Here is a 17,281-nt window from a genome sequence, read left to right on the forward strand (position 1 = left end):
ATGAACATTCCGGCGTTGCCGAAATGTTCTATTGAATGGCGGACAAAGTCCGCGAGAGGACGCTTTGAGGCGGGCTTACGCCCGCCTCTTTATTTTATTGAGGGGAGGATTTTCGTAATGTATCAGGCTTTATACCGCAAATGGCGGCCGCAGACGTTTGCGGATGTGATCGGGCAGCAGCATGTCACAGACACGCTGCGCGCGCAGCTGCAGTCCGGACGTTTGAGCCATGCATATCTGTTTACAGGCACGCGCGGCACCGGCAAGACCACCTGTGCGAAGATCCTCGCGCGCGCAGTCAACTGCGAGCATCCGGTGAACGGCGATCCGTGCAACGAGTGTGCGGCGTGCCGCGGCATTCTGGACGGCTCGGTGCTGGACGTGACCGAGATTGACGCGGCGTCCAACAATGGTGTGGACAATATCCGCGACCTGCGCGATGAGACGCGCTACACGCCTGCACAGGTTCGCAAGCGCGTGTTCATCATCGATGAGGTACACATGCTGTCCATCGGTGCGTTCAATGCGCTGCTCAAAACACTCGAGGAGCCGCCGGAGCACGTTCTGTTCATTCTGGCTACCACCGAGCTGCACAAGGTACCTGCGACCATTCTGTCGCGCTGTCAGCGGTTCGATTTCCGCCGGATCGGTGCGGAGGATATTGCCCGCCGGCTGTTGGATGTTGCGGCAGGTGAGGGCATTGCGCTGACCGAAGGTGCGGCACGCCTGATCGCTCGGCTGGCGGACGGCGCCATGCGAGACGCGCTTTCCATGCTCGACCGTGCGGCGGCAGCCGGTGCGGTGGACGAGAAAACGGTCACGGCGGCGCTTGGCGTCATGGGTCAGGACGATGGCATTCGCCTGGCCGAGCACCTGAAAACGGGTGATCTCGCGGCGGCGGTCGGTCTGCTGGACGAATATTACAACGCAGGCCGTGATCTGGCGTCCGTATATGATCAGATGCTTGGCCTGATCCGCGATGCACTGCTGGTCAAGACCAGCAAGACCGACGTTTCCGCGCTTATTTCTCCGGCGTACAGCGTAAAGACGCTGCAGGCGCTGTGTGACGGTCTGGCGTCGTCCACGCTCATCGCGTGGAGCCGCATTATCAGCGATTCGCTCGACCATATGCGCACGGCAGCCAACCGCCGCGTTGAGGCTGAGCTGTGCGCGGTGCGGCTGTGCAGTCTGGGGGCTGACAGCTATGACACGCTCGGCGGGCGTGTAGAAGCGCTCGAGGAAAAGCTGAAGAACGGTGTTCCGGTGCAGATGATGCCTGCAGCAGCAGCGCAGCAGGCAGGCGATGTGCCGCCTCCGCCGAGTGACGATGATGCACCGCCGCTTCCGGACGACGAGGATGCGCCTGACTGGGCGCGAGAGGAAGACGGGACCGCAGACACGCCTAAGCAGGAAGTGACGCTGTGGAGCCAGTGGCAGCCGCTGCTCGAAGCGCTGACCGGCAAGATCAACATCGGCGCACACACCAATATCAAGCTGAGCGCGAAAGGCGTGCTCGAGGACAACGCGCTCGTCATTCTCTGCGAGGACAAAATGACGGCCATTCTCGCGGCAAAGGAGCCGACCATTTCGGTCATCCGGGAGCAGGCGGCCAAGCTGAACGGTGCACCCATCAAGGTCAAGGTGCGCGAAGCGGGCGAGGAGCTTGTTGTGAAAAAAAATATCGCAGTCGATGAACTGATCGACCGCGCTAAATCAATGGATATTCAAGTGAAACAGCTTTAAGGAGGACTTTTATTATGGCAAAGGGTAAGGGTTTCGGCGGCTTCGGCGGTGGCATGAACATGCAGGCGATGATGAAGCAGGCACAGAAGATGCAGGAGAGCATGCTCAAGGCGCAGGAGGAGATCGCGCAGATGGAATCCACCGGCACGGCAGGCGGCGGCATGGTTACCGCGACTGTAACCGGCACTTCCACGCTCAAGAGCATTGCAATCAAGCCGGACGTTGTTGATCCGGACGACATCGACATGCTGCAGGATCTGGTCGTTGCAGCGGTCAACGAGGCGCTCAAGGCGGCTTCCGACAAGTCGCAGAGCCAGATGTCCGCGATTACGGGCGGCATTGGCGGCGGTCTGGGCGGTCTGCTGTAATGGAGCTTTTTGCACCGCCGGTCGAACGGCTGATCGAGGAGTTTGCAAAGCTCCCGGGCATTGGCCAGAAGACCGCACAGCGGCTGGCGTTTCATGTGCTCGACCTGCCGAAAGAGGATGCCGAGCGGTTTGCGGATGCCATCCGTGAAGCAAAAGCCAAGACGTTCACCTGCAAGCGCTGTCAGAATCTGACGGACAGCGAGATCTGTCCGATCTGCTCGGACAAGACGCGCAACCAGAAGGTGATCTGCGTGGTGGCAGAGCCGCGCGATGTAATCGCGTTCGAGCGCACGAAGGAGTACAAGGGTCTGTATCATGTGCTGCACGGCACGCTGTCTCCGATGGGGCACGTCGGACCGGACGACATCCGTATCCGTGAGCTGGTCAAGCGTGTGGCGGAGGAGGAGACCGAGGAGGTTATCCTCGCCACCAATCCGGACACCGAGGGCGAAGCCACGGCGATGTACATTTCGCGGCTGCTGCAGCCGTTCGGCATCAAGATTACGCGGCTGGCGTATGGTATTCCGGTTGGCGGGCATCTGGAGTTTGTTGATGAGGTGACGCTGACCCGTGCACTGGAGGGGCGAAAGGAGCTGTAATGGCTTCTTTGCAGCCTTATGGGCGGTTCGGCTGAATCGAATCGGTGCAGCTGGTCCAGCTGGGTGGTCCAAAAGGATAGACACCAAGGTTTGCCCGTAGGCCACTAAACCTTGTTCCCGCGCCGTGCGCGGATTAAACGAGTACTATCCTCTTGGGACTCCAGTTTCCTGTTGTTTGTTAGCCTGACGCAAATCAGAGACCGGCGACCGCTTCGAAAAGGGGAACGGGAGTTAAGAGGGTAGAAACCGTAGGTGTCTACCCTTTTGCCCCGATGCGGCGGGTGCCGCATCTTTCGTTCTACCTTTGAAAAAGGTAAAAAAACAGGAACAGCCGAACTTTCGTCCGGCTGCTCCCGCAATAAAAGGTAGGATAGAGAGTAGAAAGCAAGAACATGTGGGGGGATCTTACGCTTTCCACGTCATTTATAATACTGGTGAATTGTGAACATTCTGTGTACATTCTACAACAATATTAGATTTTTGATAGATCGGGAGGAAAAAGTCTGTGGCAGACCTGAAAAAAGAAATTGAAAATCGGCGCACATTTGCAATCATTTCGCATCCTGACGCCGGTAAAACCACCATTACGGAGAAGTTTTTGCTCTACGGCGGAGCCATTCAGGAGGCCGGCATGGTCAAGGGCAAGAAAAACAGCCGTCATGCGGTTTCCGACTGGATGGAGATCGAGAAGCAGCGCGGTATTTCTGTAACGTCCTCGGTGCTGCAGTTCCGCTATGAGGGCAAGTGCATCAATATTCTGGATACCCCGGGTCATCAGGACTTCTCGGAGGATACCTACCGCACGCTGATGGCGGCTGACTCGGCGGTGATGGTCATTGACGCCTCCAAGGGCGTCGAGGCACAGACCCGCAAGCTGTTCAAGGTCTGCGCGATGCGCGGCGTGCCGATCTTCACCTTTATCAACAAGATGGACCGTGAGGCACGCGACCCGTACGAGCTGCTCGAGGACATCGAGAATGAGCTGGGCATCGGCACCTATGCGGTAAACTGGCCGATCGGCTCGGGCAAGCGCTTCAAGGGCGTGTACGACCGTATGGACGATGAGGTTATCGCGTTTGAGGGCGCGGATTTTCGCCACGAGGTCAAGGCGCAGCGCCTGTCGATCGACGATCCGATCCTCGAGGGTCTGCTGCCCGAGGATCAGTACCAGACGCTGATCGACGATGTGGAGCTGCTCTCCGGTGCAGGCGATGAGTTTGATCTCAAGGCTGTGCACGAGGGCAAGCTGTCGCCGGTGTTCTTCGGTTCCGCGCTGACTAACTTCGGCGTTGAGCCGTTCCTGAAAAAGTTCCTGCAGATGACGCCGCCGCCGACCGCGCGTACCGCTGACATCGGTGTGATCGACCCGTTCGACCCGCATTTCTCCGCGTTTGTGTTCAAGATTCAGGCGAACATGAACAAGGCGCACCGCGACCGTGTTGCGTTCATGCGTATTTGCTCCGGCAAGTTTGAGCGCGGTCAGGACGTGCTGCACGTTCAGTCCGGCAAGAAGATGGTGCTTGCCGCACCGCAGCAGCTGATGGCACAGGACCGCTCTATCGTCGATGAGGCGTATGCGGGCGATATTATCGGTATTTTCGATCCGGGCGTGTTCTCCATCGGTGATACCGTGTGCGATCCCAAGCATAAGTGCGTGTTCTCCGGCATCCCTACGTTCGCACCCGAGCTGTTTGCCGTTGTCCGCCAGAAGGATACGCTCAAGCGCAAGCAGTTCGTCAAGGGCGTCGAGCAGATTGCACAGGAGGGCGCCATCCAGATCTTCCGCGAGCCGAATGCCGGTATGGAATCGGTTATCGTCGGCGTTGTCGGCGTGCTGCAGTTTGAGGTGCTCGAGTACCGTCTGAAGAACGAGTATAACGTTGAGATCATCCGCGAAAACCTGCCGTATGAGCACGTTCGCTGGGTTGAGAATGACGAGGAGGACTTCGACATCAAGAAGCTCCAGCTCACGAGCGATACCAAGATCGTCGAGGATCTCAAGGGCAATAGCCTGCTGCTGTTTACCTCGCCGTGGAATATCACCTACGCAACCGACCATAACGAGAACCTGCGTCTCGCGGACTTTTCCGAAAACGCATAAGATAAAAGACCGCCTTACGGCGGTCTTTTTTGCACAGAGCAGCCGGATGTGCAATAAGGGACACAGGCGGCTGTGCCGCCGGGTCCCGCACCCGCGAACGCAGTTCGCGGCATAAAATACGCAGTATGCCCCGCAAACTGCACCCACAGGACAGCCGCCTGTCGGCGGTGAGTCCTTCGCGGGCGACAGCGTTCACGCCAACCCATAAAATCCCCGACGGGGATTTCAGCACCCAGATAACCTATCACGCCGCGGAGCGCATCAAATGGAGCACTTTCAGCGCGACAAAAATGGCCCAGCTTTGCCGGGTCATTTTTAGCAAATAATAAAAGAGCACCGGAATCGAAATTCCGGTGCTCTTTTATTGCGGTAGCCCTTACAGGCAGCGCCTGTCAAGGGCGTCCCTCGATTGAAAGGGCTGCGCCCTTTCAATCGAAAATCAGCATACGCCCTGAGCCAGCATAGCGTCAGCGATCTTCTCGAAGCCGCCGATGTTAGCGCCCATAACAAGGTTGTCCTTGTGGCCGTACTTCTCAGCTGCAGTGATGCAGGTGTGGAAGATGTTAACCATGATGTCGTGCAGACGCTGGTCAACTTCCTCGAAGGTCCAGGACAGACGCAGGGAGTTCTGGCTCATTTCCAGACCGGAGGTAGCTACGCCGCCTGCGTTAGCAGCCTTTGCCGGGCCGAAGAATACGCCGGCTGCCTGGAATGCTGCAACAGCCTCCGGGGTGGACGGCATGTTAGCGCCCTCAGCTACAAACTTGCAGCCGTTGGCGATCAGAGCCTTTGCGTTCTCCTCGTTCAGCTCGTTCTGGGTTGCGCACGGCAGAGCGATGTCGCACTTTACGCCCCACGGACGCTGACCCTCGGTGTAGGTGCTGCCCGGAACGCGCTCAGCGTACTCCTTGATGCGGCCGCGCTTAACTTCCTTGATGTCCTTAACAACATCCAGGTTGATGCCGTTCGGATCGTAGATGAAGCCGTTGGAGTCGGACATGGTAACAACCTTAGCGCCCAGCTGGGTAGCCTTCTGGCAAGCGTAGATTGCAACGTTGCCGGAACCGGAGATTGCAACAGTCTTGCCCTCGAACGAAGTGCCCTTGTATGCGAGCATTTCCTTCATGTAGTAGCACAGGCCGTAGCCGGTAGCCTCGGTGCGGGCCAGAGAGCCGCCGTAGGACAGGCCCTTGCCGGTCAGAACGCCGGTGTACTCGTTGCGCAGACGCTTATACTGACCGAACATAAAGCCGATCTCACGGCCGCCAACACCGATATCGCCGGCCGGTACGTCGGTGAACTGACCGATGTGCTTGCACAGCTCGGTCATGAAGGACTGGCAGAAACGCATGATTTCAGCATCGGACTTGCCCTTCGGGTCGAAGTCGGAGCCGCCCTTGCCGCCGCCCATCGGCAGAGTGGTCAGGCTGTTCTTGAAGCACTGCTCAAAGCCGAGGAACTTGATAACGGATGCGTTAACAGAGGGGTGCAGACGCAGACCGCCCTTGTAGGGGCCGATTGCGGAGTTGAACTGTACGCGGAAGCCGCGGTTAACCTGAACCTTGCCCTGATCGTCAACCCACGGTACACGGAACATGAACATGCGCTCCGGCTCTACGATGCGCTCCATGATGCCGTTCTTCTCGAGCTCCGGACGAGCTTCAACAACCGGCTCAAGGCTCTCAAGAACCTCGTAAACTGCCTGCTGGAACTCCGGCTCATTCGGGTTGCGCTTCTGTACGGTTTCGTACACGCCCTGCAGATAAGAATTGGTAAGTGCCATTTTTATTGTCCTCCTTACATTCTATACCACTCGCTTAACTTTCGTAAGTAATCCGAGTGGAATGCTTTTATATTTGGTGACGGTTCTATTATATAGCAATTTTTTTGCATATGCAATACTTTAGCACGATAAAATTATACAGTTTTTTAGGCCGAAAAACCTATGGATATTGGCAATCTGACTTGATATAATAAAGTAAAAGAAGGAGGCAACAGCCATGGCAAACAGCTTTGACCGTATATATGCAGTGGTGAAGAAAATTCCGCGCGGAACGGTGGCCAGTTATGGGCAGGTCGCGCTGCTCGCGGGCAATCCGAGATGGGCGCGCGTCGTTGGCTACGCGCTGCATGCCAATCCCGATCCGGAGGGTATTCCGTGCTACCGCGTGGTGACGAAAGACGGACGAACGTCACCGGCGTTTGCGTTCGGCGGCGCGGATATCCAGCGCGCACTGCTCGAAGCGGACGGCATCGAGTTCACCAAGGACGGCCGCGTGGATATGGCGAAATACGGCTGGACAGGATTAGGGTAACACCGCACAATTAAACTGCGGCGCTTTACGGAAATTTTGTGCTCTGACGTCGTTGTGCTTTCACGGTAATACACAAAGTATTACCGCAAAATCACGCATAGTCAGACCGCAAAATTTACTCGTAAATCGCTCTTGTTCAATTATGTGGTATTACCCTGACTTGACAAATCCGGTCGTGCGGTGCTATGCTTGCGCCAAAGGAGTGACACGCATGATCGACATCGAAAAGCTGACCGCGCTCGCCATCGCGTATGACGCAGGCGACGCAAAACGGATTCAGCACTTTATAAAGGTATACGCATACAGCCGCCTGCTCGGGCGCAGGGAAGGTCTGGATGAGCAGAAGCAGAATGTACTGGAAGCTGCAGCCGTTCTGCATGATATCGGCATCCACGAAGCCGAACGGAAGCACGGCTCGAGCGGCGGACACTGGCAGGAGATGGAAGGTCCGGCGGTCGCGGCTCCCATGCTGCAGCAGTGCGGCGCAGATGAGCGGGAGAGCGAGCGCGTGCAGTGGCTCATCGCGCATCACCATACCTATACCGCCGGAGAGGAAAAAGATTTCCGTATTCTGCTTGAAGCGGATTTCCTTGTCAACGCCTACGAGGACGGCATGACGGCGGAGCAGTGTAAAACCGCGAAAGACCGCGTGTTCCGAACCGAAACCGGCAAGCAGTATCTTGAAGAAATGTTTCTCAAACCGACACATCAGGCGAAATAATGGAGAATGGAGAATGAACCAGATGGTTTTTCATTCTCCATTTTTTCATTTTATTGGTGCAAATCAGAGAGAAACGGCGGGGTGAGGGCACCCCGCCCTACGGATATGATATGTAAATAGTACAAATGAATGGAATTCGTAGATGTTGGGCGCAATAACGTGTAACCGAGTTGCACGGCACTGTCATGCCGCGCCTGCGTAGAGTAGCCGGTATGTGTAGTAGAAAGGTATCTAGCATTGCGTAGAGGTAAAGTAATGGACGCGCAATGCGCGCCCCTACAAAGGGATAACCCGACTGCCGTTCTTCTTTTCGCAGCGGTCGCCGCTCTCCGATTTTCGCCGTGCTATGTTTAGGAAACGGGTGATTCACAAGAGGGTAGAAACCTTGGTGTCTACCCTCTTGTGCCCCTGCCGGGTAGGCAAGATTCCTCTCGCTTCTCAAGCGACCACTTCACGAAATGTGAACATTTCGTGAAACTCGTTGACATTGCCGAATGACGGTGTATAATATGTTAGCAAGCTAACAGTAAGGAGGCTAACAATGAATTGCTGTGACCATAATGAATGCTGCGCTCACTCGGACGACCGCATCGGTGCAGAAATCGGTATGCTGCATAATCTGCTTCGGCGGCAGATGGCGTGTATGACCGAAAAGACTGTGAATGCAGCGAATGTGACCGGTATGCAGGCGATGATTGTCCATCACATTATTATGCATGAAAAGCAGGGCGATATATTCCAGAAGGATCTGGAAAACGCGTTCCAGATGCGCCGCTCGACCGCAACGGGCATACTGCAGCTGATGGAGCAGCACGGTATTATCCGCCGTGAGCCGGTGGAGCATGACGGCCGCCTGAAACGGCTGGTGCTGACCGAGCAGGCTCGTGCAATGGATGAATACATTACTGAGCGCATGAAGCAGATGGAACAGCTTCTGCGGCAGGACATCACCGAGGACGAGCTGAAGGGCTGGTTTGCGGTCTGTGAGAAAATCCGCTCCAATCTGGAGCAGTACCAATGCAATATGTGCAGGGAGGAACAGAAATAATGATAATACGACTGCTGAAAAGTGTGCGTGAGTTCAAAAAAGACGCGCTGCTCACGCCGTTTTTCGTTGTGCTCGAGGTCGTGATGGAGGTCATCATTCCGCTGGTTATGGCGCTGCTGATCGACAAGGGCATTGACGGGCAGGATATGGCCGCCATTTGGAAATACGGCATCATCCTTGTGCTGTGCGCCATGCTCGCACTGGTGTTCGGCGCGGCGGCCGGCACCTTTGCGGCGAGAGCCTCAACCGGCTTTGCCCGCAATCTGCGTCACGATATGTACTACAATGTGCAGAATTTCTCGTTTTCCAACATTGATAAGTTCTCCACCGGTTCGATCGTCACCCGTCTGACCACCGATGTTACCAACGTACAGAACGCCTTTCAGATGTGCACGCGCATCGCGGTGCGCTGCCCGGTCATGTTGGTCTTTGCGCTGTTCATGGCGATGAAGATCAACAGCAGGATGGCGCTCGTATTCCTCGCGGTGCTGCCGATTCTGGCAATCGGCATGGGCATCCTGATGAAGGTTGTCGGTCCGGTCTTTGAGCGTGCATTCAAAATCTACGACCGCATGAACACGGTCGTACAGGAAAATGTGCGTGGCATCCGCGTTGTTAAGACCTATGTTCGTGAGGATCACGAGACCGAAAAGTTTGAGGGCGTTTCCGGTATGCTGTACCGCACGTTCTCCAAGGCACAGAAGACCATGGCAGGCGTTATGCCGCTGATGCAGTTCTGCATGTACGCGTGCATGCTGCTGATTTCGTGGTTCGGCGCGCGTCTGATCGTCGGCGGCTCGATGACCACCGGCGAGCTGACCGGCATGTTCTCCTACGCGATGCAGATCCTGATGAGCCTGATGATGGTAGCGATGGTTTTCGTTATGATCACCATGGCCAAGGCGAGCGCAGAGCGTGTTGCCGAAATCCTCGATGAGCAGCCCGACCTGCACAATCCCGCAAACCCGATTCACGAGGTCAAGGACGGCGCGATCGAGTTTGACGACGTTTCCTTCAGCTACAAGGGCGATGAGCGCAAGCTGGCGCTCAAAAACGTCAGCCTGCATATCAAGGCCGGTCAGACCGTCGGCATTCTCGGCGGCACCGGTTCCGCGAAGTCTACGCTCGTGCAGCTGATTCCGCGCCTGTACGATACCACGCACGGCACGGTCAAGGTCGGCGGCGTGGATGTCCGCGATTACGATATCGAGGCGCTGCGCGATCAGGTTGCCATGGTGCTCCAGAAGAACGTGCTGTTCTCCGGCACGATCAAGGAAAACCTTCGCTGGGGTGACGAAAACGCCTCGGACGAGGAGCTCGAGCGCGTATGCCGACTGGCACAGGCGGATGAATTCATCCAGCAGATGCCGGATAAGTACGACACCCACATTGAGCAGGGCGGCTCGAATGTCTCCGGCGGTCAGAAGCAGCGACTCTGCATTGCGCGTGCGCTGCTGAAAAAGCCGAAGATCCTCATTCTTGATGACTCGACCAGTGCGGTCGATACCAAAACGGATGCGCTCATCCGCAAGGCATTCGCGGAGGAAATCCCGGACACGACCAAGATTATCATTGCACAGCGCGTTTCCTCTGTGCAGGATGCGGATCAGATCGTCATTCTCGACGGCGGCACCGTGCAGGCTGTCGGCACACACGATGAGCTGCTCGCCGCCAACACGATCTATCAGGAAATCTACAACCAGCAGAACAGAAAGGGCGGTGAGGAATAATGGCAGGATCTCAGATGCGCGGACCCGGCGGCCGCAGAGGCATGAGGGGCGGAAAGCGCAGCAAAAATCCGAAAAAGACGCTCGGACGTCTTATGAAATATATTCAGAAGGGCTACGGCGTACAGTTTGTGGTTGTACTCATCTGCATTCTGCTGTCGGCTGTGGCAAACGTGGCCGGCTCCATGTTCCTCAAAAGCCTGATCGACGACTATATTTCTCCGCTGCTGCTGCAGGCAGCTCCGGTGTTTACCGGCCTGCTGCATGCGCTGATAAGCATGGCGGTGATCTATCTCATCGGCATTGCGACTACGTTTGTCTACAACTGGCTGATGGTCAGCATTTCGCAGGGTGTGCTCAAAAAGGTGCGTGACGAGATGTTCGCGCACATGCAGAAGCTGCCGATTCGCTACTTCGATACGCATACCCACGGCGATCTGATGAGCCATTTCACCAACGATACCGATACGCTGCAGCAGATGCTCAGCCAGTCCGTGCCGCAGATGTTTTCCTCAGCGATGACCATTATCTCGGTGTTCATCGGCATGCTGGTGACGAATGTATGGCTGACGCTGTTCGTACTGCTCGGCGTGTGCGTCATGCTCAAGGTGGTAAAGAAACTGGGCGGTCAGTCCGCGAAGTACTTCCTCGAGCAGCAGAAGTCGCTCGGCAGGGTCAACGGCTATATCGAGGAAATGATCAACGGCCAGAAGGTCATCAAGGTGTTCTGCCACGAGGAAAAGTGCAAGGAGCAGTTCGATGCGCTCAACGATGAGCTGCGCGAGAACGCTGCGAGCGCGAATACCTTCGCAAACATCCTCATGCCGATCATGATGAACATCGGCAACCTGCTGTACGTTCTGGTTGCGGTCGTCGGCGGTGCGCTGGCGCTGTCCGGCGTGGTCGGAAACAGCATCACCATCGGCGTTATCGCGTCCTTCCTGCAGCTGACCAAGTCGTTCACCCAGCCGGTAACGCAGATCTCGCAGCAGTTCAATTCCATTGTTATGGCGCTCGCCGGTGCCGAGCGTATCTTTGAGCTGATGGACGAGGAGCCTGAGGTAGACAACGGCTACGTTACTCTCGTCAACGCCAAGTACGACAAGAACGGCGAACTCGCTGAAACCCCGGAAAAGACCAACATCTGGGCGTGGAAGCATCCGCACGAGGACGGCACCACCACCTATACGCAGGTCCGCGGCGATGTCCGCTTCTTTGATGTGGATTTCGGCTATAATCCGGATAAGATCGTCCTGCACGACATCACACTGTACGCCGAACCCGGTCAGAAGGTCGCGTTCGTCGGTGCAACCGGCGCGGGCAAAACGACCATCACCAACCTGATCAACCGTTTCTACGACCTCGCGGACGGCAAGATCCGCTACGACGGCATCAATATCAATAAGATCAAAAAAGCCGATCTCCGCCGCTCGCTCGGCATCGTTCTGCAGGATACCAACCTGTTTACCGGCACCATCCGCGATAATATCCGCTACGGTCGTCTGGATGCGACCGACGAGGAAGTCGTGGCTGCGGCGCAGCTTGCCAATGCGGACGACTTCATCCGCCGACTGCCGGACGGCTACGATACCGTCATCGACGGTGACGGCGGCAGTCTGTCGCAGGGGCAGTGCCAGCTGCTTTCCATCGCGCGTGCGGCGGTTGCCGATCCGCCGGTTATGATCCTCGATGAGGCGACCAGCTCGATTGATACCCGCACGGAGTCCATCGTGCAGGCCGGCATGGACGGCCTCATGTACGGACGTACGGTGTTCGTTATCGCGCACCGCCTGTCCACGATTCAAAACGCAGACGTTATTATGGTGCTGCAGCTCGGTCATATCATCGAGCGCGGCAACCATGATCAGCTGATCGCGGAACACGGCAAATATTATCAGCTCTATACCGGAGCGTTTGAATTGGAATAAGTGCTTTCTGCTCGAAACCTGCAGAATCAGAACCCGAAACGAAGATTTCGGGTTCTTTTTTGTGCGCAGAAACAGAAAAACCGCCGGCGGCGGTCTATCGGTTGGGCTTCTGCGGCAAAAGAGCCGCTTTCCGCACTTTGCCGTCGTTTTACGCGCTCGAAAGTTGGAATATGCGCTTAATTTTTTTCAAAACGCAATTTCCGCTGTTATTTCCCGCCAAGCGGCACGCCTGCGTTGGGATATACTGGGAAAACAGCAAGGGAGGCGTAACGAAATGGATAAACAAAGGGCAAGGCGGTCCGCGTCGATACCGGTGCGGATCGGGCATGCAGCAGCATGGGCTGCCGGATTATGGAAACAGGAGCATTTGCGGACGCTCATCACAGGCGCACAGCGATTCGTGCTGTGTGCGGTGCTGGCACAGGGAACCATCCTCGGCGGGTACATGCCGTTCGGACTGGCGATGGCGGCGGCCTTGATGGCTCGAGGAGCGGGACTTTCCGCGCTCGGCGGTCTGGTGTGCGGCGTTATGCTGCGCGGCGACGGATTCCACGGCGGTATTTACGCCGCGGCAGCGCTGCTGGTGCTGTGCGTGATGAGCGTGTGCGCCGGTCTGCGGGTGATGTCCGAGCGGTGGTTTGCGCCCTGTGTGGCGACGTTTGCAAGCGCGGCGTGTACATTCGTGTTCCTGCCGCTCGGTGCAGAACTGACCGCACCGGCGGTGCTGACATTCCTGCTCGTGCAGGGCATCACGTTCGGCGTGTGCTGGATGTACGGCGCGGCCTTCGCACCGCCGCGCGACGAAAACGACTGGCGCAGACCGGTAACGCTTTTGGTGCTGACCGCGACCGTGCTTTTATCGCTTTCGGGTATCAATCTGTTCGGTGTGTTCGCTCCCGCGAGAGCGGGGGCGCTGCTGCTTGTGCTGGCGGCGGCGTATCTCGGCGGACCGGCGGCGGGCGCGGCAGCCGGTGTCGCGTTCGGCGCGGCAATGGATCTCAACATCGGCTACGGAGCCTTGTTCACCTGCTGCTACGGTCTGTGTGCGCTCGTTGCCGGACTGTTTCACGACAGCGGCCGCGGCTGGTTTTCGGTCTGTGCGCTCGGCGGCGGACTGTGCGCGGCTATGCTCGGCGTGGAGCATCCGTTGTTCATTCCGCTGATTGCAGAGCTGTTCTGCGCGGTCCTCCTGTTCGTGGCGCTGCCGCCCTTCGTGTGGGAGGCCATCCGGCGCAGCTTGCTGCCGGATACCCTGATGGGCGAAGCCGCCAGTCAGCGCGTGCGCAGACTCGCGGGCACCTGTGCGACCGAGGCGGCGCAGGCGTTCTACGAGCTGTACCTTGCTATGCTGCATGGCGTCAGCGAGGGAAAAGCCGCCGGAGACCGGAATATTCGGGCGGTATTCGACTACGCGAGCGATCATGTCTGCAAAAACTGCATGCTGTGTACGCAGTGCTGGCAGCGGGACTATGTGAGCACGCTGGCGGCGCTCAATGATGTGACCCAGCCGATGCTGCAGCGCGGGCGAGCGGAAATGAGCGATTTTCCCTATCATTTTGCGGCACGGTGTGCGCGCCTGCCCGAGCTGATGCGTGCCATCAACAGTGCGCTGTTTGCGCTGCGCGAACGCGAAAGCCTTCGGCGGCAGCAGGAGGAAAACCAGAGCCTGCTTGCCAGGCAATACGCAGGCATTACGGATATTCTTCGGCAGCTTGGCGCGGAGGTCACGCAGGATGAAACGGCGCAGCCGCTGATGGAGCGGCAGGTGCGCCGGTACGCGGCAGCGTTCGGATGGATCGACCGCGTGTGCGCGGTGCGGGATTCGCAGGGCAGGCTGACCGTTGAGTTATACGGCGAGGGCATTGACGACATCATGAAGCAGGGGGACGGCTTTTCGGCCGGTCTGTCCGCGCTGCTGGGCGTGACGCTGACTGCGCCGGAGAAGAAAAAGGGCAGCCAGGGCATCCACGTTGAGATGCACGAGCGGGCGCCGTACCGTGCGGTGGTCGGTATCGGCCGTCAGCAGAAGGAGGGCGCGTCGGTCTCGGGCGACAACGCGTGCTACTTTCTCACCGACACCGGAACGGCATGCCTGCTCCTGTCGGACGGCATGGGCTCGGGTGCCGCTGCGTCGCGGGACAGCCGCATGCTCATCACCTCGCTCGAGCGGTTCCTGCGTGCAGGCATTTCGGTCGGAGACGCGCTGCACGCGGTCTCTCCGGCGCTGCGCCTGCGGTCAGACGGCATGCGCTTCACCACACTGGACGCATTCACGCTCGACCTGTTCAGCGGACGCGCGGAAAACCTCAAGTGCGGCGCCGCACCGACCTACATGCGGCTGAACGGTCGATGGACCATCCTGCCGGGCACGGCGCTGCCCATCGGTCTGGCGGAGGAGGACGAGCTGGGCGATGCCGTGCCGCTGCAGATGAACGACGGCGATATCGTGGTTCTGCTCTCGGACGGCGTGACCGACGGCACGGACGATAAATGGGTGCGGCAGCTGCTCATCGCGCATGCAGGCGACAGCCCAAAGGAGATCGCGGCACAGCTTGTGAACGAGGCGAAAGGCCGAGGACATGATGACGACCGAACGGTAATGGTCATGAAAATCGAAAAGCTGGAATGAGACTGGTATAAAATCACGAAAGAGGGGAATGATGGAACAAAGAGAGGAGGAATCTGTATGGTACGAGGCGTCAGCCGCCGCGTCATTGTCGTCAAGCCGGAGCAGCCGGCATTGTTCGAGCAGGCTATTTTCCTTGTGCGGGACTACAATGCGCCGCGCGGCGACATGGTGCGCGAGGCCTGCCGCATCGCAAACAGCTATCTGCCGCGCAGACGGCGGTCGAGAAGAAAGGCGGACGGTCTTTCTCTGCTGGCCGGATTCTGCACAGGCGCACTGCTCATCGGCACTATATGGGCGCTGACGGCGCTCGTTTTGTAAACAGATTATAAAATGAGCGGCCGTTCTCTTGTACCCTCCGGTTTTGGTTGGTATACTATAGTATACAGACGGAAATTTCGGTTTTCGCCTACTATAGATCAAACGGAGGCGGCTATTATGACGGCCGAAACCTTTTTTCAGCTGTTCAACCAGTACGGACTGATCCTGGTCTGTGCCGTGGTTTTCTGCGAATATATGAACCTGCCCGGATTTCCGGCAGGCGTTATCATGCCGTGCGTCGGTGTGCTGATTGCCCGGAGCGAGCTGTCGCTGCCGCTGACGGTTTTTCTGAGCGTGATCGCCGGTGTGCTCGGCAGTCTGGTCATCTACGCCGTGTGCTACTGGGGCGGCGAACCGGTGATGGAGAAGCTGTTCGGCAGGAGCAAGAAATTTAAGTCGCTCGTGCGTAAATGCCACGAATTTATCGACGCACAGCATGGGCGTGGACTGGCGATCATCCGTGTGATCCCGTGTATCCGCACCATTGTTTCCATTCCGGCCGGACTGCTCCGGATGCCGGTCAAGTGGTTCGTCGGCTGGTCTGCGGCAGGCATTGCCGTGTGGAATACCGCACTGATCTCGTTCGGCTATTTCTTCAGCGAGAAGATCCTCAGCATGGTCATGTAACCGAATATATCGACAGGGTAAATCCTCGGATTTACCCTGTTTTTGCGTTCTTTGGTCGGAAAATGGGTGAATCCATTCTATACGTTGCATTTGCAGTCGTGTTATGGTAAAATATACACCGTTATATAATGTATAAGACGGAGGAACGATATGCAGATCGGCAACGTAACAATCAACGGAAAACTGGCGCTTGCACCGATGGCAGGCGTGACCGATCTTGCATTCCGCCATATCTGCCGGGAGCACGGCGCGGCGCTGACCGTGACCGAAATGGTCTCCGCAAAGGCGCTGTGCTATCAGGATAAGAAAACGCCGCGTCTGCTTGAACTCGGTGCGGACGAGCATCCGGCGGCTGCTCAGATCTTCGGGCACGAGCCGGACACGATGGCCGAAGGCGCAAAACTCGCACTGGAGAAATCCGGCTGTGATATCATCGACATCAACATGGGCTGTCCGGCGCCGAAGATCGTGAACAACGGTGACGGCTCCGCGCTGATGAAGGAGCCGGAGCTGGCATCCAAGGTGATCGCAGCGGTCGTAAACGCGGTCGATGTGCCGGTAACGGTCAAGTTCCGCAAGGGCTGGGATGAAAAGAGCGTCAACTGTGTGGAATTTGCCAGAATGGCTGAGCAGTCCGGCGCGGCAGCGATCACGCTGCACGGACGCACGCGCTCGCAGCAGTACAGCGGCACCGCCGACTGGGATGCGATTCGTGAAGTCAAGCAGGCGGTTTCCATTCCGGTGTTCGCCAACGGAGATGTGGCCGAACCCGAGGACGCGGTCCGCATTCTCGCGCACACCGGCGCGGATGGCGTGATGATCGGGCGCGGTTCGCTCGGTGATCCGTGGCTGTTCGAGCGGGCGAATGCACTGCTTGAGACCGGCATCTGTCCGGCGCTGCCGCCGTTCGCGGAGCGCATTGACACGGCCGTGCGGCAGATTGAGCTTGCCGCCGAGCAGAAGGGCGAGCATATCGCCATGCTCGAGGCACGCCGACACGTTAACTGCTATCTCAAGCGGGAAAGCGGTGTCAAGACGTTCAAGAACCGCATTTGCGCACTCACCAAGCTGAGTGACCTGTATGAAATTGCAGACGAACTGAAAGCCTTCGTTTCGGCGAAGGAGAACATATAATAAATAAGGTAAGAGAAAGAGAG

At 57.4% G+C, this 17,281-nt stretch carries 14 protein-coding genes; 13 read left to right on the top strand and 1 reads right to left on the bottom strand.

Translation table 11 applies throughout. The annotated features are described in order from the left end of the window. Positions 1-117: 117 nt before the first annotated feature. From dnaX to DW806_RS01680, 4 genes are all read left to right on the top strand, one after another. On the top strand, positions 118-1,743 hold the full coding sequence (gene dnaX / locus DW806_RS01665; RefSeq protein ID WP_118728904.1) for a DNA polymerase III subunit gamma/tau: 1,626 nt from the start codon (positions 118-120) through the stop codon (positions 1,741-1,743). A gap of 14 nt (positions 1,744-1,757) precedes the next feature. After that, positions 1,758-2,111 (top strand): YbaB/EbfC family nucleoid-associated protein, encoded by a 354-nt coding sequence (locus tag DW806_RS01670; RefSeq protein WP_118728905.1) that lies wholly within the window; start codon positions 1,758-1,760, stop codon positions 2,109-2,111. Beyond that, positions 2,111-2,710 carry a recombination mediator RecR gene (recR, locus tag DW806_RS01675; protein ID WP_110435225.1) on the top strand — a complete coding sequence of 200 codons (600 nt, stop codon included), beginning with the start codon at positions 2,111-2,113 and terminating at the stop codon, positions 2,708-2,710. The genes DW806_RS01670 and recR overlap by 1 nt, the downstream gene beginning before the upstream one ends. A 505-nt stretch (positions 2,711-3,215) precedes the next feature. Further along, on the top strand, positions 3,216-4,811 hold the full coding sequence (locus DW806_RS01680; RefSeq protein WP_117491423.1) for a peptide chain release factor 3: 1,596 nt from the start codon (positions 3,216-3,218) through the stop codon (positions 4,809-4,811). A 439-nt stretch (positions 4,812-5,250) separates the two neighbouring features. Here the strand turns inward: DW806_RS01680 and gdhA are convergent, their stop codons facing one another. Continuing rightward, on the bottom strand, positions 5,251-6,594 hold the full coding sequence (gdhA, locus tag DW806_RS01685) for an NADP-specific glutamate dehydrogenase (RefSeq protein ID WP_118728906.1): 1,344 nt from the start codon (positions 6,592-6,594) through the stop codon (positions 5,251-5,253). 217 nt (positions 6,595-6,811) lie between these two features. On the opposite strand from gdhA, the gene DW806_RS01690 reads away from it, so the two are divergent. From DW806_RS01690 to dusB, 9 genes are all read left to right on the top strand, one after another. Continuing rightward, positions 6,812-7,126 carry an MGMT family protein gene (locus tag DW806_RS01690; RefSeq protein WP_118728907.1) on the top strand — a complete coding sequence of 105 codons (315 nt, stop codon included), beginning with the start codon at positions 6,812-6,814 and terminating at the stop codon, positions 7,124-7,126. A gap of 211 nt (positions 7,127-7,337) precedes the next feature. Further along, entirely contained in the window at positions 7,338-7,847 is a 510-nt protein-coding gene (locus DW806_RS01695; RefSeq protein WP_118728908.1) for an HD domain-containing protein, read from the top strand. A 541-nt stretch (positions 7,848-8,388) separates the two neighbouring features. Further along, positions 8,389-8,895 (top strand): MarR family winged helix-turn-helix transcriptional regulator, encoded by a 507-nt coding sequence (locus tag DW806_RS01700; RefSeq protein WP_118728909.1) that lies wholly within the window; start codon positions 8,389-8,391, stop codon positions 8,893-8,895. After that, entirely contained in the window at positions 8,895-10,625 is a 1,731-nt protein-coding gene (locus DW806_RS01705) for an ABC transporter ATP-binding protein (RefSeq protein WP_118728910.1), read from the top strand. Before DW806_RS01700 ends, DW806_RS01705 begins: the two co-directional genes overlap by 1 nt. Beyond that, complete coding sequence (locus DW806_RS01710) at positions 10,625-12,550, top strand: ABC transporter ATP-binding protein (protein WP_118728911.1); 1,926 nt, start codon at positions 10,625-10,627, stop codon at positions 12,548-12,550. Before DW806_RS01705 ends, DW806_RS01710 begins: the two co-directional genes overlap by 1 nt. A 274-nt stretch (positions 12,551-12,824) precedes the next feature. Next, entirely contained in the window at positions 12,825-15,179 is a 2,355-nt protein-coding gene (locus DW806_RS01715; RefSeq protein ID WP_118728912.1) for a SpoIIE family protein phosphatase, read from the top strand. Positions 15,180-15,236: 57 nt separating this feature from the next. Further along, on the top strand, positions 15,237-15,497 hold the full coding sequence (locus DW806_RS01720) for a hypothetical protein (protein ID WP_118647868.1): 261 nt from the start codon (positions 15,237-15,239) through the stop codon (positions 15,495-15,497). 117 nt (positions 15,498-15,614) lie between these two features. Next, positions 15,615-16,124, top strand: a complete 510-nt coding sequence (locus DW806_RS01725) for a DedA family protein (RefSeq protein ID WP_158574603.1) — start codon at positions 15,615-15,617, stop codon at positions 16,122-16,124. 150 nt (positions 16,125-16,274) lie between these two features. Continuing rightward, entirely contained in the window at positions 16,275-17,258 is a 984-nt protein-coding gene (gene dusB / locus DW806_RS01730) for a tRNA dihydrouridine synthase DusB (protein WP_118728913.1), read from the top strand. Positions 17,259-17,281 lie beyond the last annotated feature (23 nt).

Origin of the sequence: Butyricicoccus sp. AM32-19 (assembly GCF_003480365.1) — a bacterium.
In the GTDB taxonomy this organism is placed as follows: domain Bacteria; phylum Bacillota; class Clostridia; order Oscillospirales; family Butyricicoccaceae; genus Agathobaculum; species Agathobaculum butyriciproducens.